A 24,023-nucleotide genomic window follows, 5' to 3' on the forward strand; every position below is an offset into this window, starting at 1 on the left:
ATTACAATTCTAGACTGACATTGAATTGAACTTTGGTATCATCCGAAATTTTCGGGATCACCGCATAGTAATAAGCTGTGCCGGTCACGGTCGCCGAACCGGATTTGAGTTTAACACGATATTCAATCATTTTCTTGCCGCAGTCGCTTGTTACTTCCTGGCTGACCACAAAAGGTTGTTGGCCATTATATCTTCTTCCGACCAGAAGCGTTTTGGAATCAAAGTCGATTTGAGGTGAGTTGCCAAAGCTTGTCGGGTCAAGATAGGAGTCAAATTCAATTTGAGATTGAATGACTGCCGATCGTTCCTTCATCTTTTCAGGGGCATCATCTTTAAACCTGAAAGTTTTATTAAAACCGCCGGTTTCGGAGTAGGGTATGATGCCGTCAGTACATGTAATTACGTAGGGTTCGGGCTCCTTACAATGCATTATTATTAAAGTGATAAGTGCGGTGCTCAGTAGTTTCTTGAAAACTTTCATAAATACCGAAGTTGAGAGGTGATTATTTTTTTGTTAAACGTGAAAGTCACCGATTATCGATAAACCGCTGAGCAGAAGTGAAAAACATTCTTTAAAAGTTTAATCTACTAACTTAGTAGGATAATTAAATGCCGGTTAATATCTTTATTCTTGCAATTCAGCATCAACAATTTTTAATCGTATGAGTACGCATTTTCTGACTGTTCCGGGGCTGGCGAGTTCTGGGCCGATGCACTGGCAGACGATCTGGGAAGAGCAATATCCGCACATTTTCAGCAGGGTGATGCAGGATAATTGGGACTGGCCGGTGAAAACGGATTGGGTGACGCAGCTGCAAAAACAAATCAGTGAACTTACACAGCCGACGATCCTGGTGGCGCATAGTCTGGGCTGCATTACCGTGGCACATTGGGCGCAGGAACATCATTCGGATCTGATCCAAGGTGCATTACTGGTTGCGCCGGCGGATGCGGAACTTTCCAAGCGGCTTAATTTTGTGGTGGGTTTCAAACCGATCCCCGTGAAGCCGATTTCCTTTAAAACCATCGTCGTAGCGAGTACCAATGATATTTATGCCACCATCAGCCGGTCGAAACATTTCGCCGAAACCTGGGGCAGTGAATTTATTAATGTTGGCAAAAAAGGCCATATCAACGCAGTTTCCGGACTTGGCGACTGGACGGAGGGGAAAGAGATATTGGAAAAGCTAGGGAATTACAAATTGCTCGCAGAAGAGGCAACGAGATCCTGAAAAAACACGTATTAACGTTTGTTGTGATTTATTATTAAACTATCTCTTTATATTTCTAAAAATTCTTTCTACACTTTAAACAATGAAAATGATCATGAAGAAAATGTTTGTATTCGTAGTAGCTGGCTTGTTGATGAATGCTGCTGCTATCGCGGGCGGTCCTGGCAAGGTAAAAGACAAATCGCTGGCGGTTGATACAAAAAGCAGCACCATCACCTGGGGCGCCAAAAAAGTAACCGGAACACACGCCGGAACAGTACCGGTAGAAAGCGGAACATTGATCGTTGACGGGGATAAATTGAAAGGCGGAAGTTTTACAGCTGATGTTAAATCACTGGTTGTGACGGATGTTACAGATAAAGAAATGAATGGTAAGCTGACAGGTCACCTTAAAAGCGATGACTTTTTCTCGGTTGAAAAACACCCACAAGCGAAACTGGTGATCTCTTCGGTAACTCCAAAAGGTGGCGATGCTTACGACGTGACCGGCAAGCTGACGATTAAAGGAATTACCCAGGAAGTGAAGTTTCCTGCAACGGTAAAATCGGACGCAAGCAAAGTGACGGCTACTGCGAAAGTAACTGTGGACCGTACCAAATATGACATTAAATTCCGCTCGACCAACTTCTTCGAAAACTTGGGCGACAAAGCGATTGACAACGATTTTACTTTGGATGTGAACCTGGTTGCTAACAAATAATCCAGGAATCACTGCTATTTTTTGATCCGGTCTGAATGTTCAGACCGGATTTTTTTGTGCCTATATTTGGAAAAACCTATTCGATAACTCAAAATATATCTATGAAAAATTTTATTGCGCGGGTGCTGCTCGCTGCCACGCTATTTTTTCCCGAGGCCTTTTCCCAAACCGAAAACAAGCTTCCCGACTGGACTTTTGGCGGTTTTAAACGTCCGACAGGCGTAAACCCGGTGATCTCGCCAGACACTACTTCCAGCTTTTTTTGTCCGATGAACAAGAGAAAGATCGACTGGGAATCCAATGATACATTCAACCCGGCGGCTACGATTAAAAACGGAAAGATCGTTGTGCTTTATCGGGCAGAAGATAAAGCCGGGAAAGCGATCGGGAAACGTACTTCGCGGCTGGGATATGCTGAAAGTGAGGATGGTATCACATTCAAGAGACGCAAAGAGCCGGTTTTGTTTCCAGCCGAAGATGGCCAGAAAGCCAACGAGTGGCCGGGTGGCTGCGAAGACCCGCGCGTGGCAGTGACCGAAGATGGTTTATATGTTATTTTTTATACCCAGTGGAACCAGGATAAAGCACGGATCGGCGTGGCTACTTCGCGGGACCTTATTAAATGGGAAAAACATGGACCTGCATTTGCGAAAGCTTATGGTGGAAAATTCAACCAGATCTGGACAAAATCAGCGTCGATTTTGACGAAACTGGTGGGCGATAAGCAGGTGATTGCCAAGGTTAATGGTAAGTACTGGCTGTATTTTGGTGAAAACAATGTGAATGTGGCTACTTCGACAGACCTCACAAACTGGGAGCCGGTAGTTGACAAAAACCAGGACATTGTCAATCTGATCTCGCCGCGAAAAGGCTTTTTCGATAGTAACCTCACCGAATGCGGCCCTCCTGCAATATTGACCGACAAGGGAATTGTGCTGCTTTATAATGGTAAGAACGACAAAGGCGAAGACGGGGACAAACGTTTTACACCCAACAGCTACTGCGCCGGACAAGTACTTTTTGACAAAAACGATCCGACCAAAGTCCTGGCCCGGCTTGACGTACCGTTTTTCCGCCCGATGGAATCCTTCGAAAAAAGCGGCCAGTATGTAGCAGGGACTGTTTTTATTGAAGGAATGGTATATTTCAAAAAGAAGTGGCTGCTGTATTATGGCTGCGCAGATTCGCGGGTTGGCGTAGCGGTTTATGATCCAAAGCAAAAAACTTCCGGTGATCCGTTGCCGTAGCAGGTTAGTACAGGATAGTCGCGCGGATATTTTTAGGAATTTTTGGATATTATTTTCTGCTTTTTTAAGAGTATTAAGCCGGAAAAAAGCCCTTGTGGTAAGGGTAACATGTACCTCGTAAGTCACTAAACCAATAACCAAAAATACAATGAATTCCAGATTCATCAAGGCCGGATTTGTCCTGGCCGCCATGCTGACATTAGGCACCCGGATCGACAGTATCGCTCAAAAATCAGAAAAAGGTTTTGTGTCCATTTTCGACGGCAAGACATTAAAAGGCTGGGACGGCGACCCCAAATATTGGCGCGTTGAAAATGGAAATCTGGTAGGCGAGATCACCCCGGAAACCTTATTAAAAACCAATTCTTTTATCATCTGGAAAGGCGGCGAGCCAGCGGACTTTGAATTAAAAGGTTCATTTAAAATCGCCAAAGACGGAAATTCTGGCATTAATTACCGTAGCGAGCAGCTTACCGATGTTCCTTTTGCATTGAAAGGCTACCAGGCCGATATTGACGGAAAAGTAAACTACACCGGGCAAAACTACGAAGAGCGCAAAAGAACCACCTTGGCTTACCGCGGCCAGAAAACGGTCATCAAACCATACACTGGCGAAAAAACACCCGAGGCACTTCGTGCAGGCATTAAAGCCAATGCATGGACCGGCTTTGAAGTGGTAGGCTCCCTCGGCAGCTCCGATTCTTTGAAAACCCTGATCAAGAGTGAGGATTGGAATACTTTCCACCTGGTTATCAAGGGAAATCATCTTCAACATTATATCAATGACGTCCTGATGAGCGATGTTACCGACAATGACACGGTAAATGGCGCTAAAAAAGGCCTTTTAGGTGTACAGGTCCACGTGGGCCCGCCTATGAAGGTGGAATACAAGGACCTGCGCATCAAGCAACTTTGAGTTTTCTGAGAAAAGCTAATTGGTAATCGCCGGCAGCTTTTTAAAAACCAGCAATAATGAATAAAATTGGATTTAATGTGCTTGCCTGGACGGCAGCGGTTTCGGACGATTTGTTTCCGGTGATCGAAAGGTTGAAAGGGATTGGTTATGACGGTGTTGAGTTTTACCTCGGCCCGCAGGAGTCCGCCACTTATCAGCGGATGGGAGATTTTACCAAAGACCTCGGCCTGGAAACGACCGCGGTAATGACACTGGGAAACGATGATAATCCGATCAGCGAGTCGGTGGACGTGCGCCAGAAGGCTTTGGATAAAATCAAATGGGCAGTGGACCGTGCGCACGAACTGAATGCGAAGATTATCTGCGGACCATTTCACTCGGGACATACCATTTTTGTAAACCGCCCAGCTGAGGATCAGGAATATGCGCTGGCGGGCGAGGTACTCAGCGCCGCTGGTGACTATGCCGCGCAAGCCAACATCACTTTCGCGATGGAAGCGCTAAACCGTTTTGAATGCTACCTCTGCAATACGATGGAGCAGCTTTTGAAATTGGTAAAGGCAGCCAATCACCCGAATGTGCGGGCGATGTTTGATACCCATCATTCCAACATCGAAGAAAAAAGTTACGGAGCTGCGCTTCAAACGATTGCGCCGGTTTTAGCCCACGTACACATCAGCGAAAACGACCGCGGTACCCCGGGAACCGGACAGGTAAAGTGGGATGATGCATTTGCGGGACTTGCGGCGATCAATTACCAGGGCTGGCTGACGATAGAGGCTTTTTCAAGAAATGATCCGGGTTTTGCGAACGCGATCGGTGTTTGGCGGGAGTTTAACGAACCGTGGGACATTGCTGAAAACGGCTACAAATTCATCCGCGAAATGAGCATGAAACACGGTCTTTGATCCAAACAAAAACATTCCTGAACCATGCATAAAATCCTTAAATCGCTGCTGCTGACCAGCATTGTTGCTTTTATTTTCTGTTTTAAAACAGCAAATGTAAGTGCGCAAGACTTTGATGCTTCCATGCATCGTGTCGTTTACAAAGGTGATAAAGGTCCGGGGGTAGGCAAGAACATTATTTTTATTGCGACCGATCATGAATACAGAGGGGAGGAATCACTTCCTGCACTGGCCAAAATCCTCGCCAAAAAGTACGGCTTCACATGCACGGTGGTGTATGCACTCGATTCTGCCGGAAACATTTTACCGGGTGGTTCCAATCTTAGGGGCCTTAGTATCCTGGATAAAGCTGATCTGCTGGTTATGTTCATGCGCTTTGCCCATTTCAATGACGAGGAAATGGATTATATCGACGACTATATTAAAAGAGGCGGCCCGATCGTGGCTTTCCGTACTTCCACCCATGCTTTTGAAATAAAAAATGATCCGAAATGGGAGCATTATTCCTGGGACTACAAAGGCCCGAAAACGGAATGGAAGGACGGTTTCGGCGAATATGTGCTGGGCGAAACCTGGGTGTCACATTATGGTACCAACCACAAACAATCATCCAGAATTATCATTGAGCCTTCTGAAAAAAATCACCCGATCATGCGCGGCGTGAAGGATATGTGGGTGCAATCGGGAGGTTATACTGCCGAGCCGAAAGGTACGGTACTGGCGCGGGGCGAAGTTTTGAATGGTATGACGGCCACTTCGGAGCCCGACAAAACCAAGAAATTGCTGCCGGTTGCCTGGATCCGTGATTACAAAGTGGGTTCGGGTAAACCGGGACGTGCATTCACCACCACCCACGGCGCGGCGGAAGATATTCTCAATGAAGGTTTCCGAAGAATGGTGATCAATGCCATGTTTTGGGGAATGGGGATGGAAAAGGAAATCAAACCCAATAATGACATTGCATTTGTGGGGCCTTACAAGCCCACAACATTCAATTTTGATGGATATAAAGCGAATGTGAAACCGGCTGATCTGGCGGGTTTTGAGTCGCTGATTATGCCGGGTGAGATTGTTAAAAAGAAGATGAAATAGATTTTTTCAAAAACTAAAAAATAGATGTCGGTACAACTTCCATTTCGTTTTGGCTCAGAGGTTTACACCTGGTTTATGAGCGGCAACGGACAAACGCACCAGGGCCGCCTCGGTCACATGGTCGAGATCATTTCAAAAGCCGGTTTCACAGGGATACAACCCATTTTTACCTGGATGGGCGACCTGATCGATCCGGACAAGCTGGAAGCGAAACTCAAAGAACAAGGCATCGAGCTCGCCGCACTGGCCCTCGCGCTGGACTGGAACGAAAAGGAAGAAACCGAGCGCGAGCGCGAAGTAGCCGATCATGCAATTAAAGTTTTGCAAAGATTTCCGGGGGCGGTTTTAAACACCGTACAAATCCCGACCGGCCGGCATGACCTGGCGGAGCGTCAGAAACGTCTGGTGAACATTGTGAATACGGTTTCCAGAAGAGCGGCAGACAAAGGTGTGGCATGTAGCTACCACCCGAATTCGCCGCATACCTCGATCATCCGCACCGAAGAAGATTACAAAATCGTACTTGAATCGCTGGATTCGACGGTTACCGGCTGGACGCCCGACGTGGGCCACATTATCAACGGCGGCATGGACCCGCTTGCGAAAATGAAGGAATACCAGTCGCTGATCAATCACGTACATTATAAAGACTGGAACGGCGAGCCCGAATTTACCTTGATGGGCAAGGGAAAAGTAGACCTGCTGGGCGTGACGCAGTGGCTGAAAGATATCAATTACAGCGGCTGGATCATTTGCGAAGATGAAGGTGAGGAAGCATTGGAAGATCCGGATTTTGTGACATTGCATGATGGCAATTGGATTCAGCAGGATTTAATCCCGGCGTTGAAATAAGTTCCTATGCCGACGATCAAAACAAACGGGATCAACATGTACTATGAAGAGCGCGGCTCCGGCGAGCCACTGCTTTTGATCATGGGCATCACCGCAGCCGGCTCGGTGTGGAATGTGCATGTAGCCGACTGGAAGCAGCATTTCCGCTGCATCATGGGAGACAACCGGGGCGTAGGCCAAACGGATAAGCCAGCCGGCGCGTACTCCTCAGAGCAAATGGCCGATGATTATGCCGGGCTGCTGGACTCTCTGGGTTTGGAAAATGTGAGTGTTGTGGGATGCTCGATGGGAAGTACCATCGCACAGCAACTCGCGATCCGCCACCCGAATAAAGTAAAATCATTGGTATTAATGTGTCCCTGGGCGAGATGCGATCACTACGCAAAATCGCTTTTCCAGCACATTATGAGTAGCAAAGCGCGTTTCCGGCCCGAGGAATTCAGCCTGTACATACAGCTTTTGATTTTTTCAAAATCATCGTGGGATAATGCTGAAAAACATGAGGAACTGGAATTAGGAAGGAAGCAGGATGCGGTAAATCCGTTTCCACAGCCCTTGCATGGATTGGAAGGTCAGGCGGCGGCTTGTATCAACCATAATGCATTGCCGGATCTTGGAAAAATTAACAAACCAACATTGGTCATCGGCGGTCGCGAAGACATTTTCACGCCGGTTTGGATGGCGGAAGAAGTGGCGAACGGTATCCCGGGGGCGGAGTTGTTTTTATATGAGAAATTGGGGCATGCGTTTCACTTTGAGGATACGGGGGATTTTAATGGAAGGGTAAGGGAGTGGTTGCAGCATTTATAAATTTAGTATGCTAGCACCTTGTCAACATGAGCGAGATTAATGACGTCATCCTGAAATTAATGACGTCATCCTGAGCGGAGTCGAAGGACGTCACTGGCTTGGCGCAACGCCTTCTTGCACTCTGCCGAGCCAGTAGCAGCCCTTCGACCGCCCGGCGGCCCGGTCCGCTCAGGGTGACAACGTCAAATAGGCTCAGGTGACCAAATGGAGATTACAAAACATTTGTAAAAAATAAATAATGGAGAGTGCTGATTCAATAAACCCCGACTGGAAAAAGAAAGTATCCAACCACATTCAATTGGGCGGGATTGAAACTTCGGTGCTAGATAATGGTGCGGGACGGGGGACTCGCATTGCCTGGCTGAACACCGGCGCGGGTTTGAGGATTAAGATTGTGATTGACCGGGCGATGGACATTGCGGAGGCGTTTTACAATCAGCATAGTCTTGCGTGGATTAGTCATGGAGGCATTACTTACCCGCAGCCATTTTCGGATAAAGGCATTGATTGGCTGAGAACATTCGGCGGGGGATTGCTTACAACCTGCGGACTTTCGCACGCAGGCGGACCGGAGTCGGATGAGTTTGGGGATAGGGGATTGCATGGGTTGATCAGTAACTCGCCTGCGGAAGTGGTGTCCATCATTCAGCCGGATTTAAGGGCTGGGAAACTCGACATGAGCATTACCGGCATTGTGCGCGAGACAAAACCTTTCGGCCCGAGCTTCGAATTGAAAAGGACAATTTCCGCGACATTGGGTCAGCCCGGAATCCGCATTCATGATGAGGTGATCAATAAGGCCAATACTCCGGCGCCGCATATGCTATTGTACCATTTCAATTTCGGCTGGCCGCTGGCTGATGAGGGGGCGGACATTCTCTGGAAAGGCAAGTGGTACCCGCGTCATGGCGATGAAAATGCTAAGATTTTTAAAGAAGGAAATGAATTCAAAAAATGCCCTGCGCCGCTCGATGATCATTTGGGAAGCGGAGAGGAAGTAGCATTGGTGGACATTGAATCGGATATTTTTGGCGATAGCATTTGCGGGATACACAATCCGAAAATCGGGTTCGCGGTTGCATTGAAATTTAAGAAAGAGCAGCTTCCCTGGATGGCTAACTGGCAGCATTGGGGGAAAGGGGAATATGTGACGGGCTTGGAGCCAAGTACGCATCCGCTGTCTGGGCAAGCGAAGGCGCGGAAGGATGGGACATTGATTTTCATCGAGCCGGAAGAAGTTAAATCTTATGATTTGGAATTGAATATTTTGACTGATAAAGAAGAGATTGAAGAAGCTTTTATTTAATAGCTAAAAAATAACAACTAATACTAAACCAATTTTTAAACCAACAATGGGACTTTCAAGTATAGCTGAGAAGGCATTAGAGCAGGGAAAAGGGATTTTGCGTTTGGCACCTACGTGGGTGCCGCGTTCATTCTGCGTTCCAGGCCGCAGGATCAAATTGCACCCGGACGATTATTATATACTGGGTGGAGAGCGTGGCGGTATCGATGAGCGCTGGTTATCTTCCACTACTCCCGCGGAGAACGGGCCACTGACAGGCGAGAATGAAGGTTTGAGTCAGATTGTTCTGGAAGACGAATCAGGGGTTCAAAAAGTGACATTGCGGGATGCGGTGGAAGAGCTGAAAGGTGAAATTATTGGTGACAGACTTTGGGATCAATACAAAAGCTGGCCAATGTATTCCAAGTTTTTTGATAATATGGGCCCGCTGCCACACCATATCCACCACAGAGACGAGCACGCTGCCATGGTGGGCCAGAACGGAAAGCCGGAAGCATACTATTTCCCGCCTCAACTCAACAACCACGGCGGCGATTTTCCTTATACATTCATTGGAATTGCTCCCGGTACTTCCAAAGAGCAGATCAAGGAGTGTCTGATGAATTTCACCAAGGGTGATAACAAAATTACGAACTACTCTCAGGCATTTCGTCTGGAACCGGGAACGGGCTGGGATGTGCCTCCAGGCATGTTGCACGCGCCCGGTAGCTTATGTACTTATGAGCCGCAGAAAGCATCGGACATTTTTGCGATGTACCAATCGCTTGTGAACGAGGCCGTTATTCCAGAGGAGCTGCTTTGGAAAGGTACCCCACCAGACAGAATTGGTGATTACGACTTGTTGATGGAAGTAATCGATTGGGATTTGAATGTCAATCCTAATTTGATGGAGAAACATTTCATGCGTCCGAAACCGGTGAAAGGTGTTGCCGAGATGGAAGCGGAAGGATATAGTGAAAACTGGATTTGCTACAAGAACGAAGCTTACAGTGCCAAAGAATTGACCGTGTTCCCTGGGCAAACCGTAACAATCAAAGACGGTGGCGCCTACGGAATGATCGTGATGCAGGGCCATGGAAAACTGGGCGAGTGGGACATTGAAACGCCTGCATTGATCCGCTACGGACAATTGACAAATGATGAGTTTTTTGTAACTGAAAAAGCGGCTGTGGAAGGTGTTGTGATCAGCAATCCATCTAAAACAGACCCGATCGTGATTTTGAAACATTTTGGTCCGGGTAACCCTGACCTTGTTCTTTAAACCCAAATAAATTCTTAAACCATGCCTGAAAATAATTATCCCAAACTTCACAATGCCACCTGGCCTGGGATTGTGGGGAAAGGTTCTGATTCTGAACCAATTATTGCTTTTGATACTATGCTCGAAAAAACCGCTGCTGCTGAGGTGGACGGTGTTCGGTTCGACGGTATCGATTTAGGCCTTTTTGAACCGCACGTCGGAATTTATATGGCCGATGCCGACGGTCCGGCACGTTTGGCCGACAAGCTGCGCGGGTATAACCTGGAAGTAGGAAGTCTGGTTGCCAACATTTGGGCCGGCTCTGCGATGGGCACCCAGGAGGCGCGCGACGAATTCATCGAGCAGGTACGTCAGGCTTGTGTTTTTGGTCAAAAACTGCGTGAGCTGGGCATCCGCGAAGGTGGCGTGATCCGTGTTGACTCGGCATCTTCGCCAGAAGCATGGTCTGCCGATCCAGCCGGAAATACGAAACAGATTGCTGAGACATTCAGAAGAGCCTGTGATGTCGCTGCTGACTACGGCGAGAGGATTGCTGCAGAAGGCGAAATTTGCTGGGGTGCGATGCACAGCTGGAAAACCATGCTGGAAACATTGGAAGCTGTGGACCGCCCGAATATGGGTTTCCAGGCCGATATGTCGCATACATTCCTTTATCTGCTGGGGTACAATGCTCCTGAGCACCGCGTATTACCGGTTGATTTTCAGTGGGATGACCGTGCTGCTTTGGATGAAGGATTGAAAACCATGACTGCGGCGCTTCGTCCATGGACATTTGATTTTCACGTTGCGCAGAACGACGGAACAGTTCATGGAACTGGTTCTCATGATAAAACCGGTCGCCACTGTCTGGCTACCGATCCAAACGGCAGGCTGGATATCGTACACGATGCGGGCTACTGGATGAGGGACGAAAATGGCAACATTACCAAAGCCTTCCGTCACATTTGCTGGGACGGCTGTATGTTCCCGAACGACGTGATGTACAACCAGCAAACCTGGAATGACATTCTGCGCGCGCTCGTAAATGTTCGTAAAGCGCACGGCTGGTACCAGGAATCATAAAATCATCAAACCCTTTTGCCGTCGGATTAAGCCGACGGAAATTGAGATAATAGAAATTATGGCAGAGAAAAAAGAAATCAGAATTGCGCTCATTGGCACCGGATTGATGGGCCGTACGCATTCCAATGGATATAACAGAATTGCAAACTTTTTTCCGGAACTGGAATATACACCGGTACTAAAAGTGGCATGTTCCCGGAACGCAGAAAAAGTAAAGGCTTTTGCAGAGCAATGGGGCTACGAGTCGTATGAAACGGACTGGAAAAAAGTAATCGCCCGCGACGATGTAGACGCTGTGGATATTTGTACCGCGAATGATACGCACGCCGAAATCGCCATAGCAGCAGCGGAGGCGGGCAAAATGATCCTTTGCGAAAAACCGCTTGCGCGTACCTTGGCCGAGGCTAAAACCATGGTCGATGCCATCGAAAAAGCGGGTGTCCAAAATACAGTTTGGTACAACTATCGCCGCGTACCGGCGGTAACATTGGCGAAACAAATCGTCGATTCCGGTAAGCTGGGACGTATTTTTCACTATCGTGCCAACTTTTTGCAGGACTGGACAATCAACCCGGACGTTCCGCAAGGAGGTACTGCTACCTGGCGTCTGGATGTGGACGCAGCTGGTTCCGGCGTGACCGGTGACCTTTTGGCGCACTGCATTGATACCGCGATGTGGATCAATGGTGGTATCAAAGATGTATCTGCCGTGACTGAAACATTCATCAAAGAACGTGTTCACTCGGAAAGTGGGCAGGTGCAAAAGGTAGGTATCGACGATGCCTGTATTTTCCACTGTCATTTTGATAACGGATCATTAGGTCTCTTTGAATCAACACGTTATGCCCGCGGTCACAAAGCGCTTTATACTTTTGAAATCAACGGCGAGCACGCTTCTATCAAGTGGGACTTGCACGATCTGAACCGTCTGGAATATTTCGATCACAGCGACGAGTCGATTGTCCGCGGATGGAGATCGGTCCTGGTAACGGACGGCGACCAGCCTTATATGAAAAGATGGTGGATTCCCGGAACCAGCATTGGTTACGAACATTCATTCATCCACCAGGTGGCCGATTTCTTCGAAAGTCTGCAAACCGGCAAACCTTGCCAGCCCACATTCCGGGATGCTTATGAGACGCAAAAGGTTTGCGAAGCAGTGCTGGATTCCGCAGCAGCGAAAGCGTGGAAAGATACAGGAGTAGTTTGGGAAGGATAGGCATTGGATTGCCATCGGCACGTGCCACAGCCCAATCCAATCTGGCTGATGCCGCATCCCTTGCCGTCGGCTTAAGCCGACGGAAAATGAAAAAATAAGAAAATGGAAAAAAGGCTTTGGCTGATTCTGAAAGGATATGCCAAGGCCTTTTTTGAAAAACATGGTATGTCCGATTCCATCCTGACTGTCACTAACCTATCCAAATCCTTTTCCGGTGTGAAAGCGCTGGATAACATTCAGTTTGATCTGAAAAGGGGAGAGGTACATGCTTTGATGGGCGAAAATGGGGCAGGGAAGTCGACTTTCATGAAAACCCTGATCGGCTTGCTGACGCCGGATTCTGGGGAAATTACATTTAAGGGACAAAACTACAAACATACGAATGTGAGCAAAACGCTCAGAAGTGGCATTTCCATGATCCACCAGGAAATACTCATCATTCCTGAGCTGACGGTGGCGCAGAATATTTTTTTAGGCAGAGAAAAAGAGGTGTCTGGTAAAAGTGGGTTGTTTTCAGGCTGGCTGAATGATTTTAACATGAATCAGCAAGCGGGCGAGCTGATGGAAAAGCTCGGCGTGAACATTGCGCCGGAAGCAAAAATGAAACACCTGAGCGTGGCCCAGATGCAGATGGTGGAAATTGCCAAAGCGATTTCAAATAATGCCAAAGTGGTAATCATGGACGAGCCCACTTCTGCGATTTCGGACAAGGAAGTCGCGACACTTTTCAGCATTATCCGAAGTCTGCGCGAAAGTGGTGTCAGCATCATTTATATCTCTCACAAAATGGACGAGATCTTTGAGATTTCGGATCGGATCACGGTTTTCAGGGATGGTAAATACATTGGTACGAAAACAGCTGTCGAGCTGGACAAAAATTCGCTGATCGCGATGATGGTGGGGAGAGAAATTGACCAAATGTTCCCTGAGTCGGCGAATGATTTTGGTGAAGAGTTGCTGGCAGTGAAAGACTTATCAAGAAAAGGAGCTTTTTCAAATATTAGTTTTCAGGTAAAAGCAGGGGAGGTCTTAGGGATAGCCGGATTGATGGGGGCGGGGAGGACGGAGATTGCGCGGGTGATTTTTGGTTTGGATAAACCGGATAGCGGGGAAATCTACGTTTCAGGAGAAAAAAAGCAAATTGACTCGCCGTTGAATGCTTTGCGGCAGGGCGTCGGGTATGTGAGTGAAGACCGTAAGGCGCTGGGATTTATTCCGCAAATGTCGGTGAAGGATAATATTACATTGGCGAGTTTGCCAAAACACAAAAATGGACTTTTTATTAACGAAGAAAGCGAGCTGTACACCACGGACCAGATGATCGCTGACCTGAAAATCAAGACTTCGGGCGCGGAACAGAAAGTAATTAATTTGAGCGGGGGCAATCAGCAAAAAGTTGTGATCGGCAAAGTGCTGCTGGCTTCTCCCAACATCATTATCCTCGACGAGCCGACCCGCGGCGTGGACGTCGGGGCGAAATTTGAAATATATAAACTGATCCGGAAACTGGCTGAAAGTGGCATTGCAGTGATCATGATTTCATCCGAATTACCCGAAATTTTGGGTATGAGCGACCGGATCCTGGTTTTATCAAAAGGAAAACAAACCGCACTGCTGTCTAAAAAAGAAGCGACCCAGGAATTGATCATGAAATACGCAGTGGCTTGATCACGAAGCAGATATACCTCATTTATGGAAATAAGAGTAAATCCCCCGTATAACAGTCTGACCCGCTATGGGATCTTTTTTGCATTTCTGCTGATCTGTATCGTCCTCGCTTTCAGTACCCCACGATTTTTCACAGTTTCCAATTTAATGATCATCGGTACGCAGGTTTCCATCAATGCGCTGCTTGCATTCGGGGTTACTTTTGTGATCATTACCGGTGGAATTGACCTTTCGCTGGGCTCGATGGTGGCAGTGACAGGCGTGGTAGCGGCCATGTTCGCGCATCCTGATACTTATCCGCTGGCGGTTCCGATACTGGCTGGCTTAGGCGCTGGATTGGTTCTGGGAGGATTTAACGGACTGGTTATCACCAAAAGCAAAGTCCCGCCTTTCATCGTAACCCTCGGAACGATGACCATCGGCCGGGGATTAGCGCTCATTCTCAGCAAAGGCCGACCGATTTCCAATTTATCCGATTCATTTAACTTCATTGGAGGCGGAAATATTCTTGGAATTCCGTTTCCAATCATTATCCTGGTCCTTGCTTTCGCCGTCTGCGCAGTGATTCTGAACAAGACGATTTTGGGAAGATATATGTATGCAGTAGGCGGCAACGAACCGGCGGCTCGGGCTTCGGGGATCCATGTGACCAAGGTGAAAATGTGGGTTTATACGATCTGCGGGCTACTTTCTGCATTGGGAGGAATTTTGCTAACCTCACGAATTACCACCGGACAGCCCAATGCAGGCGCAGGATTTGAGCTGGACGCAATCGCCGCAGCGATTATCGGCGGAACAAGTACCTCTGGCGGGACGGGTACCATGACCGGTACCTTGATCGGCGCGCTGCTGATTGGCGTGATTAGCAATAGTCTGGATCTGTTGAATGTGACATCTTATTATCAGCAGGTGGTGATGGGCGTGATCATTATCGGCGCGGTGGTGCTGGATAGTGCGGGAAAAAAGGGCAGGGAATAAAACAACTTTTAATAAAGTTTGACAGGCATCATTCGCCAGTTTTTTAAATATCATTTATGAAAATATCACTTAACGTTTTACTGGCAGGTGCGCTTTTGCTTGGCTGCAATAAATCTAAAAACGATGAATCAAAAGACGGTTCGGATAAAAAGCTGCTGATCGGCGCGACGATGCTGAGCATGCAAAACGAGTTCATCGTGAATGTGGCCGACGAAATGGAAGCCAAAGCCAAAGAACTGAATGTGGAACTGATCACAGTCGACGCAGAACGTTCAGCCTTAAAACAGGTGGAACAAGTGGAAAGCTTCATCGCGCAAGGCGTGGACGCGATCATCATGAACCCCTGCGAAGTGGAAGCCAGCTCACCGGCTGTCAAACTGGCGATGGACGCCAAAATCCCGATCATCAATGTCAACTCTGAAACCAGCGCGAAACCGACCGCATTCGTAGGCTCGGACGATACGGAATCTGCCCGCATCGCCATGAAATACATTGCCGAAAAGCTGGGCGGAAAAGGAAATATCTTGATGATGCACGGTTTCATGGGACAAGCAGCACAATTGAAAAGAGACAACGGTGCGAAGGAAATCCTGAAAGCAAACCCCGGCCTGAAACTTTTCGCTGAACAAACCGGCGAGTGGGACCGGGCCAAAGCAATGTCGCTCACAGAAAACTGGATTCAATCTTACGGCAACCAGATCAATGCCATTTTTGCTCAAAACGACGAAATGGGCATGGGCGCCGTGAAGGCCCTGGAAGCTGCGGGTTTGAAAAATAAAGTATTGGTCGTGAGCGTCGATGCCATCCCGGATGCATTGCAGGCAGTTAAAAAAGGCTCACTGGATGCCACGGTTTTCCAAAATGCAAAAGAGCAGGGTAGTAAGGCAATCGAAACTGCGGTGAAAGCTGCTAAAAAGGAGGCATTTGATAAAGAGGTGCTGATTCCTTTTCAGTTGGTGACGAAGGAGAATGTTGGGGAGTTTTTGAAGTAAAGTGATCGCAGCAATGAGGCACAAGGAATCCCTGATTTACTGGCCATCGAACAATTTGCAGATTTTAAAAATCAGTTGACACAGCATTTGTTGGAACTGCTGGCAGAGATGGATATCAGGTTAAAATTGGCCGCCTGAACATAGAAGCAGCTGGTCAGCGTTTTGAATCGGGTGATTGGCAATAGTAAACACAGCTAAAAATTTCCTTTTTATAAGCGTCCTGTTATCAGGGCGCTTTTTTATTTTAAAACCAACCGGCTTTTTCCTAAAATGAACAATTTCAACATTAACCGCCGCAGCTTTCTTCATGGGGCTACGGCTGCGCTGGCGCTTTCGAGTTTCGGGGCGCAGGGCATGGACTTGATATATCCCGATAAAGTATGGAAAGTAGGCCTGATTGGTACCGGTTGGTATGGGAAAAGTGATTTGTTCCGGTTGATTCAGGTGGCGCCGGTGGAGGTGATTGCGCTTTGCGATGTGGATAAAAATCAGTTGAATGAAGCCGGAAAGCTGGTAAGTCAGCGGCAGAAATCGGGTAAGGTGCCCAAGCTTTATGGCGATTACCAAAAAATGCTTTCGGAAAACCAGATGGACATTGTGCTCATTGGTACACCCGATCACTGGCATGCGTTGCAAATGATCGACGCGGTGAAGGCTGGGGCGCATGTGTATGTTCAAAAACCGATCAGCGTGGACGTGATGGAAGGTGAGGCAATGGTAGCCGCAGCCCGCAAATATAAAAAAGTGGTACAGGTAGGCACGCAAAGAAAAAGCACACCGCATTTGATCGACGCGAAAAAGAACATTGTGGATGCAGGCTTGCTGGGCAAGATTTCGCACGTCGAGATGTGCTGCTATTATCACATGAGAAATAATGGTAACCCGCCCGTCACCGCAGTTCCGGACTTTCTGGATTATGAAAGCTGGACTGGTCCCGCGCCGCTGCGGCCTTACGACGGCATTCCGCACGTGCGCTGGTGGCGGACTTTTATGGAATATGGAAACGGAATCACAGGCGATATGTGCGTGCACATGTTCGACACGGTGCGATGGATGCTGAAACTCGGCTGGCCGACAAAAATTAGTTCTACCGGAGGTATTTATGTACAAAAAGAGGGTAAGTCGAACATTTCGGACACGCAGAGCGCCATTTTTGAATATCCTGAACTAAACTGCGTATGGCAGCACCGCACCTGGGGCACGCCGAACAATCCGGATTATCCGTGGTCATTTACGCTTTACGGCGAAAAAGGAACGCTTTGGGCCAGTACCATGGCCTATGATTTTATCCCGCAGGGTAAGGGAGAGAAAATTCACAAGGATGTGGTCTTTGAAAAAGAAAAATATCCGGAAGACCTGAAAGAGAAGGATATAGAGCTAAATGCTGCCCCGGCTACCCGCCTGCACATGCTCGATTTTTTGAGTGCAATCGATAAAAATAGCCGCCCGGTAGCTGACATCGAAGAAGGCCACATTTCGACGGCAAGTTGTATCATGGCAAATCTTTCCATGAAAACCGGCCGACCTATTGTTTATGATCCGGTAAAGCGCGAAATTGTCGGGGACAGAGAAGCTAATGCGCTTCTGGCCAGGTCTTACCGCTCTCCCTACAAACATCCCGACTATAAAAAGGTTTAGATCCTGATTTAAAAGCTTGTGGTCCCCGTATAAATCCCAGTGAATCGCGTCCGGAAACCCCCGGGCGCGTATTTGTTTAAAATCATGAAGCAATTTCAACAACTCCTTTTTTGTTTTTTTCTGAGCTTTTCTGCCTCGGGACAAGGTAATGTTTACCTGTTTTCCTACTTCGTCGATAACGGTCAGGACGGGCTGCATTTTGCGTATAGCAAGGACGGACTGAAATGGCAGGCGCTGAAAAATGGGAAATCTTTCCTGACACCAACTACCGGAAAAGACAAGCTCATGCGCGACCCGTGCATTATCCAGGGGCCTGACGGCACTTTTCACATGGTTTTCACAACCGGCTGGCATGACAAGATCATCGGTTATACTTCTTCAAAAGACCTGATCAACTGGTCGGCGCAAAAGGCAGTTCCCGTCATGGAGCATGAGCCGGATGCAAAAAATAGTTGGGCGCCGGAGGTTTTTTATGATGATCTGAAAAAGAATTTCATCATTTACTGGGCCACGACTATTCCGGGAAGACATTCCAATGTAGCGGAGTCGGAAGGCGAGAAGGGATTAAACCACCGGATCTATTATGTCACCACGCCGGATTTTAAGAAATTCAGTGAAACCAAAATGTTCTTTAATCCAAATTTTAGCGTCATCGATGCCACCATTTTGAAGAAAAATGCGTGGTATTATATGTTCCTGAAAAACGAGAATCCAAGTCCGCCGGAAAAGAACATTAGAATTACCAAATCGAAAAATGCTGCTGGGCCTTATCCTGTCGATGTTTCAGCGCCAATCACGAGGAATTACTGGGCGGAGGGGCCGACGGCGGTAGACATCGATGGCTGGGTTTATGTTTATTTTGATAAATACCGCGATCATCAGTATGGCGCAGTCAGGTCAAAGGATATGGAAAAGTGGGAGGATGTTTCGGATCAGGTAAAATTCCCGGACGGCATTAGGCATGGAACGGTTTTTAAAGTATCGCAGGGCATTTTCGACAAGCTTTCAACGGCGCAATAACTGAAATTTTCGGAGCGATATACCAACAATATTTGTTTAGTAGTTTAATAGTTGTTTTCCGAATAATTTAAACCAATTGCCCTCGGAAACTGTCAGATAAATGTTATAACTAAACGTTCAAAACAAATGAAAAGCATAGTGAAGTTGATAAAACCCGTCAGTTTGGCGGTTGTGGCGGGAGTCCTGATCATGGCGTGCAGCCAGGCACTTCAGGTGAGTTATGATTACGATTCATCGGTTAACTTGAAGCAGTTCAAAACTTTTAAAGTGGAAGCCGAGCATAACATTGACCAGGATCCGCTGCTGGGTAGTGAACTGAACCGCAGGAGGTTGGGCGATGCGGTAGTTGAGGTAATGCAGGCCAAAGGTTATAAAATGGATACCCAAAATCCTGAGATCATCGTGAGGTTTATGACCGATGTAAAAGACCGTCAGCAAGTTCGTTCCAACAATATGTACTCACCTTATATGTGGTGGTACGGCGGCGGAAACAATGTTTCGACCTATAATTACCAGGAAAGCCGCTTTATCCTGAACATTTACCAGAAAAACAGCGATAAAATGATCTGGCAGGGCTGGGCCTCAGGCCGCGTAAAAGCCCCAACCAAAAAAGACGACCGCGAAACTATGGTAAAAAACACAATGGCGGATATCCTGAGAACTTTCCCCGAAGCGACGCAGGATACGTATAGCAGGAAGTAAGAAGTCTGAATCAATTAACAAAGGCGCGAAGTTCAACTTCGCGCCTTTGATTTCTACAAGCCCTCCCCGTCCCGGAACTCCTCCGACGCCTTCTTCACAATCGCATCCCCTTCATGCAAATCCCCGAAAACTTCAACCAGTGTATCCACAACTGTACCTCTTTTTACAGGCACCCACTGCGCTTTTTTGTTCACATCCCGGATCACAAATACCTTTTCACTGGAATTTACAACAGCCGTAGTGGGCACGAATAAGGTTTTGCCGGATCGCTCAGTGTTTAGCTGGACCTGGGCGTACATGCCGGCTTTCAGTTCATTTCCGCGGTTGTTAAAATCAAATTCCGTGATCATCGCCCGGTTTTCTTCGGATAATGTTCTAGAACTTCTGGCGTAAACCGCTTTGTAGATTTTCTCAGGACTGGCCGAAACGGTAAAGCTGATTTCACCTTTATTGGGTACGGCGCTGGACAGGTTCTCAGGAATTGCCAGGGTCAGTCGCAGGCGGGTGTTATCTTCCAAAATAAATAGCGGCTTGGCATTACTTTCTCCCGGCCCGACCAATGCGCCCGGACTAATGTTTCTTTCCGTGATAATCCCGTCGAAAGGAGCAGTAACTGTCAGATAGCGTGCCAGTTCCGACTTGGTTTCCATATATGATTTCGCAGCCTGCACATTGCCCCTTGCCATCGCCACCGCTGAACTATCGGTCAGGGATTTTGATTTCGCGATATCCAATTCGTTCAGCGAAACGGCGCCTTCGGTTTTATTCGTGCGCATCAGGCGGTTGTAAGTTTGCGTGCTGGTTTGGTAGCGGGTCGTGATTTCGTTGAGAGAAGCCTCCGCCGCGATGACCTGAGCTTTCGCCTGGCTCAGTTCCGACATAACTTCGGGCGCTTCCAGCACCGCCAGCACCTGACCTTTCCGAACAATGCTGCCCCGGTCAACATTAACCGTTTTGACAAAACCCTTCACCTTCGGATGAATGCTCACTTTATTCCAGGGCTTCAATTCTCCCGGCAGCGCGATCTGTTTGGCAGGCTTCATACTTTTTACGGTCGCCAGCTCTACCGCCGGTGCTTTTTCTGGGGCTTTTTTCTCGTGCGAATCTTTGGTTTCGGCTTCGCTGCTGCATGCACTCATTCCAACGCCTACCGAAAGAATGATGAAAAGGGATTTCAGGGTGTTCATGGAAATGGATGTTTGGAGTTTTTTACGGAAAAAATTGCTTTCAGGATCTTCGGGATCGAGGGAAACGGACAGTACCGAGGCTTTGCGCTGGACCATCGTAAATACAGCAGGCAAAATCAGCAGCGAGGCCAATGTGGAGGCGATTAATCCCCCGATTACCGCCTGGCCGAGCGGCGCGATCTGGTCGCCGCCTTCTCCCAGACCCGAGGCCATCGGCACCATACCGGCGATCATCGCGATACTCGTCATCAGGATCGGCCGGATCCGGCTTCCCGCTGCGAGGAGCACCGCTTTTCGGGCATCTTGCAGTTCCAGACGCAGATTTTCAGCATTGGTCACCATCAAAATCGCATTCGCTACCGACACTCCGACGGACATAATCAAGCCCATATAAGATTGCAGGTTCAACGTAGCGCCCGTCAAAAGCAGCAGACCAATTGAGCCAACAACCACTGCCGGAATGGTGGAAAGTACCACCAGCGAAAGTTTGAAAGACTGATAAGTGGCCGAAAGTAGCAGGAACATGATCACGACGGCGATCATTAAGCCGGTTTGCAAACTGCTCAATGTTTCAGTTAAAAGATCAGATTGACCCTTCAATTCTACGATCACTCCGCGTGGTGGCTCGCCGGCATTTTTGATCGCAGTCTGAACTGCTTTTGTAGCGGCGCCGAGGTCTTTTTTATGAATGTTGGCAGTGACTGTCACCAGTCTGTTCGGGCCAGCGCGGTCGTATTCGCCGGGGACGGTTTTTTCTGAAAATGTGGCTACATCCGCCAGCAGCGGGTTACTTACGCCGGTTTTCAAAGGTATCGTTCCAATGTCTTCAATCGATGTCATCTGATATTCCGGGATTTGAACCTGTACCTGATAGGCAAGTCCTTTCGCGTCGTCCAACCAGAGATTTTTATCTGTAAAGCGACTGGAAGAAGTGGCGGCCACCATTGAACGCGCGACCTGCGTAGAGGTAATGCCGAGTTGTCCTGCTCTTTCGCGATCTATTTTTACATCTAAAACCGGGTAGGAAAGAGGCTGCGCGATCTGTACATCACGCAGAAACGCAATATCCTTCATCTCCTTCTCAATTTTTTTGGCAAACCGGCCTGCTTCTTCCACGTCTTTTGCCGCCACACTTACCTCGATAGGCGTGGATGCGCCCTGGCTCATGATTTTATCAACCAGCTCGATCGGTTCAAATGAGATTTTTAGAGAAGGAATTTCCTTCCCGATTTTTGCCCGGAGCTGTTCTTTCAATGCATCCATACGCACCGGAAAATCTTCGTGCAGCGAAACCTGTAAAACTGCCTCATGCGGGCCGCTGTTGAACACGAAAATATTGGAAGTGCCATAGCTGGAAGGTACCGTGCCTACATAGGCCGAAGATATTTCCACATGCTCGGGACCCACTTCTTTTTTAATCAAATCCAAAACCTTCAATGTTGCTTTCTCCGTCCGCTCCACCCGCGTACCGTCAGGTACCCGCAGCCGCATTTGAAACTGGTGACTATTTGCTTTTGGTAGAATGTCGGTTCCGATTAGCAAGAAACCACCGACGATCAATGCTACTGCGCCCACCAGGTAAACCGGCACCACCAGTTTTCCCCGGTTCATAATTCCGCCAAGAAAACCAAGATAGCGTTGTTTGAATTTTTCAAAACCGGTCGGCGGTAATGTTGGGTGCGCACCCTCATCGATCACGTCGTGGATTTCCCGGTTATCCAGGGCCAATGTTGGCGCTTCGTGTTTGGGATGATCTTTCAGCAGCCAGTTGGCAAGTACGGGTACCAATGTTTGAGATAATAAAAATGACGCGATCATCGCAAAACCCACCGCCAGCGAAAGCGGCAAAAACATGGATCTTGGAATCCCACTCATGACAAATGATGGTGCAAAAACCGCCAGGATCGCCAGCAGGATCAAAAATTCGGGGAAAGCAATTTCCTTACACGCGTCCCAAATCGCTTGCTCTTTGGGTTTACCCATTTCCTGATGCTGATGAATATTTTCAATTGTCACGGTCGCCTGATCCACTAAAACTCCGATCGCCAGCGCCAATCCGCTCAGGGTCATAATGTTAATGGTTTGTCCAAACAAATTCATCAGGATCACCGCTGACAGAATTGAGATCGGGATCGTCACGATTACAATGATCACGCTGCGCCAGTCGCGGAGGAAAAGCAGTACCATCAAACCCGTCAGCAGCGCGCCGAGGATACCTTCCGTGATCAGACTTTTGAGCGAGTTGGTCACATATACCGACTGGTCGAATTCATAAGAAATCTTCACATCTTCCGGCACCGCATTGCGCAGTTGCGGCAAGGCGGCGCGAATGTTGTTGACCACATCCAATGTCGAAGCATCGGATTTTTTCACCACCGGAATGTACACCGCGCGGCGGCCATTGATCAGCGCATAACTCACCGTCACATCGGCGCCATCTTCCACCGTACCCACATCGCGGATAAAAACAGTTGGCCCTGCGCCGACGCGGATTGGAATGTTGAGAAAGTCTTCCGGCTTGCCGATCAGCGAGTTAACCGGCGTCATCAAGGTCCGGTCACCCATCCGAATGTTACCCGCAGGCGAAGGCTGGTTGTTGGTGACGATGGATTTAATGATCTCTTCCGGCGTCAAATGATAGCTGCGGATACGCTCGGGATCGACGCGGATGACGATGGTGCGCTGGTTACCCCCGAAAGGCGGCGGACTGGAAACGCCTTCGATTCTGCTGAACATCGGGCGGACGCGCGACGACGCAAAATCCTGGATTTCGTTCAATGATCTGGAAGAACTTTCAAAAACCATTTGCCCGATCGGTACCGAGCTGGCATCGAAACGTACGACTTGCGGCGGCACGGTTCCCTCAGGCATATACGCCTTCGCCCGGGACACATTGTTGGCAACTTCCGCCGCCGCCTGCGCCATATCGGTGCCGGGATAAAATGATAGTTTAATGAGGGATAACCCCTGAATGGTCTTCACATCCACGTCCCGGATTCCCGAAACATACAAAAAGTGGTCCTGGTAGCGGGTGGCGATGAAGCCGTCCATCTGGTCGGGCGCCATACCTCCGTAAGGCTGGACGACGTAAATAGTCGGCAAATCCAGGTTTGGAAAAATATCCACCGGAATGCTGCGGATCGAAAGAATGGAAAAAAAGAGGATACCTATGACTACGACGACGATCGAAATTGGCTGACGCAGCGCGGTTCGAATGAGTTGGTACATAATAT

The 24,023-nt window shown here is 48.2% G+C and carries 20 protein-coding genes; 18 read left to right on the forward strand and 2 right to left on the reverse strand.

The genetic code is table 11. The features are described from left to right. Position 1: 1 nt before the first annotated feature. Positions 2-430 carry a hypothetical protein gene (locus tag FEN17_RS19510; RefSeq protein ID WP_138367078.1) on the reverse strand — a complete coding sequence of 143 codons (429 nt, stop codon included), beginning with the start codon at positions 428-430 and terminating at the stop codon, positions 2-4. 232 nt (positions 431-662) lie between these two features. On the opposite strand from FEN17_RS19510, the gene FEN17_RS19515 reads away from it, so the two are divergent. From FEN17_RS19515 to FEN17_RS19600, 18 genes are all read left to right on the forward strand, one after another. Beyond that, positions 663-1,232, forward strand: coding sequence for an RBBP9/YdeN family alpha/beta hydrolase (locus FEN17_RS19515; protein WP_138367079.1), 570 nt, complete (start codon positions 663-665; stop codon positions 1,230-1,232). Between the two features lie 82 nt (positions 1,233-1,314). Next, positions 1,315-1,932: a YceI family protein gene (locus FEN17_RS19520; protein ID WP_229208902.1), complete on the forward strand. Its 618-nt coding sequence runs from the start codon at positions 1,315-1,317 to the stop codon at positions 1,930-1,932. Between the two features lie 101 nt (positions 1,933-2,033). Continuing rightward, positions 2,034-3,179: a beta-1,2-mannosidase gene (locus FEN17_RS19525; protein WP_138367080.1), complete on the forward strand. Its 1,146-nt coding sequence runs from the start codon at positions 2,034-2,036 to the stop codon at positions 3,177-3,179. 190 nt (positions 3,180-3,369) lie between these two features. Beyond that, on the forward strand, positions 3,370-4,095 hold the full coding sequence (locus FEN17_RS19530; RefSeq protein WP_229208966.1) for a 3-keto-disaccharide hydrolase: 726 nt from the start codon (positions 3,370-3,372) through the stop codon (positions 4,093-4,095). 56 nt (positions 4,096-4,151) lie between these two features. Next, entirely contained in the window at positions 4,152-5,003 is an 852-nt protein-coding gene (locus tag FEN17_RS19535; protein WP_138367082.1) for a sugar phosphate isomerase/epimerase family protein, read from the forward strand. Between the two features lie 24 nt (positions 5,004-5,027). Continuing rightward, positions 5,028-6,095: a ThuA domain-containing protein gene (locus FEN17_RS19540; protein ID WP_138367083.1), complete on the forward strand. Its 1,068-nt coding sequence runs from the start codon at positions 5,028-5,030 to the stop codon at positions 6,093-6,095. Positions 6,096-6,119: 24 nt separating this feature from the next. Further along, positions 6,120-6,947 carry a sugar phosphate isomerase/epimerase family protein gene (locus FEN17_RS19545; RefSeq protein ID WP_138367084.1) on the forward strand — a complete coding sequence of 276 codons (828 nt, stop codon included), beginning with the start codon at positions 6,120-6,122 and terminating at the stop codon, positions 6,945-6,947. Positions 6,948-6,953: 6 nt separating this feature from the next. Next, a complete protein-coding gene (locus tag FEN17_RS19550) occupies positions 6,954-7,757 on the forward strand; it encodes an alpha/beta fold hydrolase (protein WP_138367085.1) in 804 nt (267 codons plus the stop codon). 238 nt (positions 7,758-7,995) lie between these two features. After that, positions 7,996-9,063, forward strand: coding sequence for an aldose 1-epimerase family protein (locus FEN17_RS19555; RefSeq protein ID WP_138367086.1), 1,068 nt, complete (start codon positions 7,996-7,998; stop codon positions 9,061-9,063). A 46-nt stretch (positions 9,064-9,109) separates the two neighbouring features. Next, the gene (locus FEN17_RS19560; protein ID WP_138367087.1) at positions 9,110-10,324 is read left to right on the forward strand and encodes a class I mannose-6-phosphate isomerase; all 1,215 of its coding nucleotides are present in this window, start codon (positions 9,110-9,112) and stop codon (positions 10,322-10,324) included. Positions 10,325-10,345: 21 nt separating this feature from the next. Further along, complete coding sequence (locus FEN17_RS19565) at positions 10,346-11,386, forward strand: sugar phosphate isomerase/epimerase family protein (RefSeq protein ID WP_138367088.1); 1,041 nt, start codon at positions 10,346-10,348, stop codon at positions 11,384-11,386. A gap of 58 nt (positions 11,387-11,444) precedes the next feature. Continuing rightward, a complete protein-coding gene (locus FEN17_RS19570) occupies positions 11,445-12,605 on the forward strand; it encodes a Gfo/Idh/MocA family protein (RefSeq protein ID WP_138367089.1) in 1,161 nt (386 codons plus the stop codon). A 165-nt stretch (positions 12,606-12,770) separates the two neighbouring features. Next, positions 12,771-14,273, forward strand: a complete 1,503-nt coding sequence (locus tag FEN17_RS19575) for a sugar ABC transporter ATP-binding protein (protein WP_138367874.1) — start codon at positions 12,771-12,773, stop codon at positions 14,271-14,273. A gap of 24 nt (positions 14,274-14,297) precedes the next feature. Continuing rightward, complete coding sequence (locus FEN17_RS19580) at positions 14,298-15,251, forward strand: ABC transporter permease (protein ID WP_138367090.1); 954 nt, start codon at positions 14,298-14,300, stop codon at positions 15,249-15,251. A gap of 56 nt (positions 15,252-15,307) precedes the next feature. Further along, a complete protein-coding gene (locus FEN17_RS19585) occupies positions 15,308-16,243 on the forward strand; it encodes a sugar ABC transporter substrate-binding protein (RefSeq protein WP_138367091.1) in 936 nt (311 codons plus the stop codon). 270 nt (positions 16,244-16,513) lie between these two features. After that, the gene (locus FEN17_RS19590) at positions 16,514-17,881 is read left to right on the forward strand and encodes a Gfo/Idh/MocA family protein (RefSeq protein WP_138367092.1); all 1,368 of its coding nucleotides are present in this window, start codon (positions 16,514-16,516) and stop codon (positions 17,879-17,881) included. Positions 17,882-17,965: 84 nt separating this feature from the next. Then, a complete protein-coding gene (locus FEN17_RS19595) occupies positions 17,966-18,901 on the forward strand; it encodes a glycoside hydrolase family 43 protein (RefSeq protein ID WP_138367093.1) in 936 nt (311 codons plus the stop codon). Positions 18,902-19,027: 126 nt separating this feature from the next. Continuing rightward, positions 19,028-19,603, forward strand: a complete 576-nt coding sequence (locus tag FEN17_RS19600) for a DUF4136 domain-containing protein (RefSeq protein ID WP_138367094.1) — start codon at positions 19,028-19,030, stop codon at positions 19,601-19,603. A 53-nt stretch (positions 19,604-19,656) separates the two neighbouring features. Here the strand turns inward: FEN17_RS19600 and FEN17_RS19605 are convergent, their stop codons facing one another. After that, complete coding sequence (locus FEN17_RS19605; protein ID WP_138367095.1) at positions 19,657-24,018, reverse strand: efflux RND transporter permease subunit; 4,362 nt, start codon at positions 24,016-24,018, stop codon at positions 19,657-19,659. Positions 24,019-24,023 lie beyond the last annotated feature (5 nt).

This window comes from Dyadobacter luticola (assembly GCF_005860805.1).
GTDB lineage: Bacteria > Bacteroidota > Bacteroidia > Cytophagales > Spirosomataceae > Dyadobacter > Dyadobacter luticola.

Excerpts from the sequence above, each read along its gene's own strand:
- FEN17_RS19530 (WP_229208966.1), top strand. The coding sequence starts at position 3,370 with ATGCTGACATTAGGCACCCGGATCGACAGTATCGCTCAAAAATCAGAA.
- FEN17_RS19600 (WP_138367094.1), top strand. The coding sequence starts at position 19,028 with ATGAAAAGCATAGTGAAGTTGATAAAACCCGTCAGTTTGGCGGTTGTG.
- FEN17_RS19585 (WP_138367091.1), top strand. The coding sequence starts at position 15,308 with ATGAAAATATCACTTAACGTTTTACTGGCAGGTGCGCTTTTGCTTGGC.
- FEN17_RS19565 (WP_138367088.1), top strand. The coding sequence starts at position 10,346 with ATGCCTGAAAATAATTATCCCAAACTTCACAATGCCACCTGGCCTGGG.
- FEN17_RS19570 (WP_138367089.1), top strand. The coding sequence starts at position 11,445 with ATGGCAGAGAAAAAAGAAATCAGAATTGCGCTCATTGGCACCGGATTG.
- FEN17_RS19525 (WP_138367080.1), top strand. The coding sequence starts at position 2,034 with ATGAAAAATTTTATTGCGCGGGTGCTGCTCGCTGCCACGCTATTTTTT.
- FEN17_RS19545 (WP_138367084.1), top strand. The coding sequence starts at position 6,120 with ATGTCGGTACAACTTCCATTTCGTTTTGGCTCAGAGGTTTACACCTGG.
- FEN17_RS19595 (WP_138367093.1), top strand. The coding sequence starts at position 17,966 with ATGAAGCAATTTCAACAACTCCTTTTTTGTTTTTTTCTGAGCTTTTCT.
- FEN17_RS19535 (WP_138367082.1), top strand. The coding sequence starts at position 4,152 with ATGAATAAAATTGGATTTAATGTGCTTGCCTGGACGGCAGCGGTTTCG.
- FEN17_RS19555 (WP_138367086.1), top strand. The coding sequence starts at position 7,996 with ATGGAGAGTGCTGATTCAATAAACCCCGACTGGAAAAAGAAAGTATCC.
- FEN17_RS19520 (WP_229208902.1), top strand. The coding sequence starts at position 1,315 with ATGAAAATGATCATGAAGAAAATGTTTGTATTCGTAGTAGCTGGCTTG.
- FEN17_RS19580 (WP_138367090.1), top strand. The coding sequence starts at position 14,298 with ATGGAAATAAGAGTAAATCCCCCGTATAACAGTCTGACCCGCTATGGG.
- FEN17_RS19540 (WP_138367083.1), top strand. The coding sequence starts at position 5,028 with ATGCATAAAATCCTTAAATCGCTGCTGCTGACCAGCATTGTTGCTTTT.
- FEN17_RS19515 (WP_138367079.1), top strand. The coding sequence starts at position 663 with ATGAGTACGCATTTTCTGACTGTTCCGGGGCTGGCGAGTTCTGGGCCG.
- FEN17_RS19590 (WP_138367092.1), top strand. The coding sequence starts at position 16,514 with ATGAACAATTTCAACATTAACCGCCGCAGCTTTCTTCATGGGGCTACG.
- FEN17_RS19575 (WP_138367874.1), top strand. The coding sequence starts at position 12,771 with ATGTCCGATTCCATCCTGACTGTCACTAACCTATCCAAATCCTTTTCC.
- FEN17_RS19510 (WP_138367078.1), bottom strand. The coding sequence starts at position 430 with ATGCATTGTAAGGAGCCCGAACCCTACGTAATTACATGTACTGACGGC.
- FEN17_RS19560 (WP_138367087.1), top strand. The coding sequence starts at position 9,110 with ATGGGACTTTCAAGTATAGCTGAGAAGGCATTAGAGCAGGGAAAAGGG.
- FEN17_RS19605 (WP_138367095.1), bottom strand. The coding sequence starts at position 24,018 with ATGTACCAACTCATTCGAACCGCGCTGCGTCAGCCAATTTCGATCGTC.
- FEN17_RS19550 (WP_138367085.1), top strand. The coding sequence starts at position 6,954 with ATGCCGACGATCAAAACAAACGGGATCAACATGTACTATGAAGAGCGC.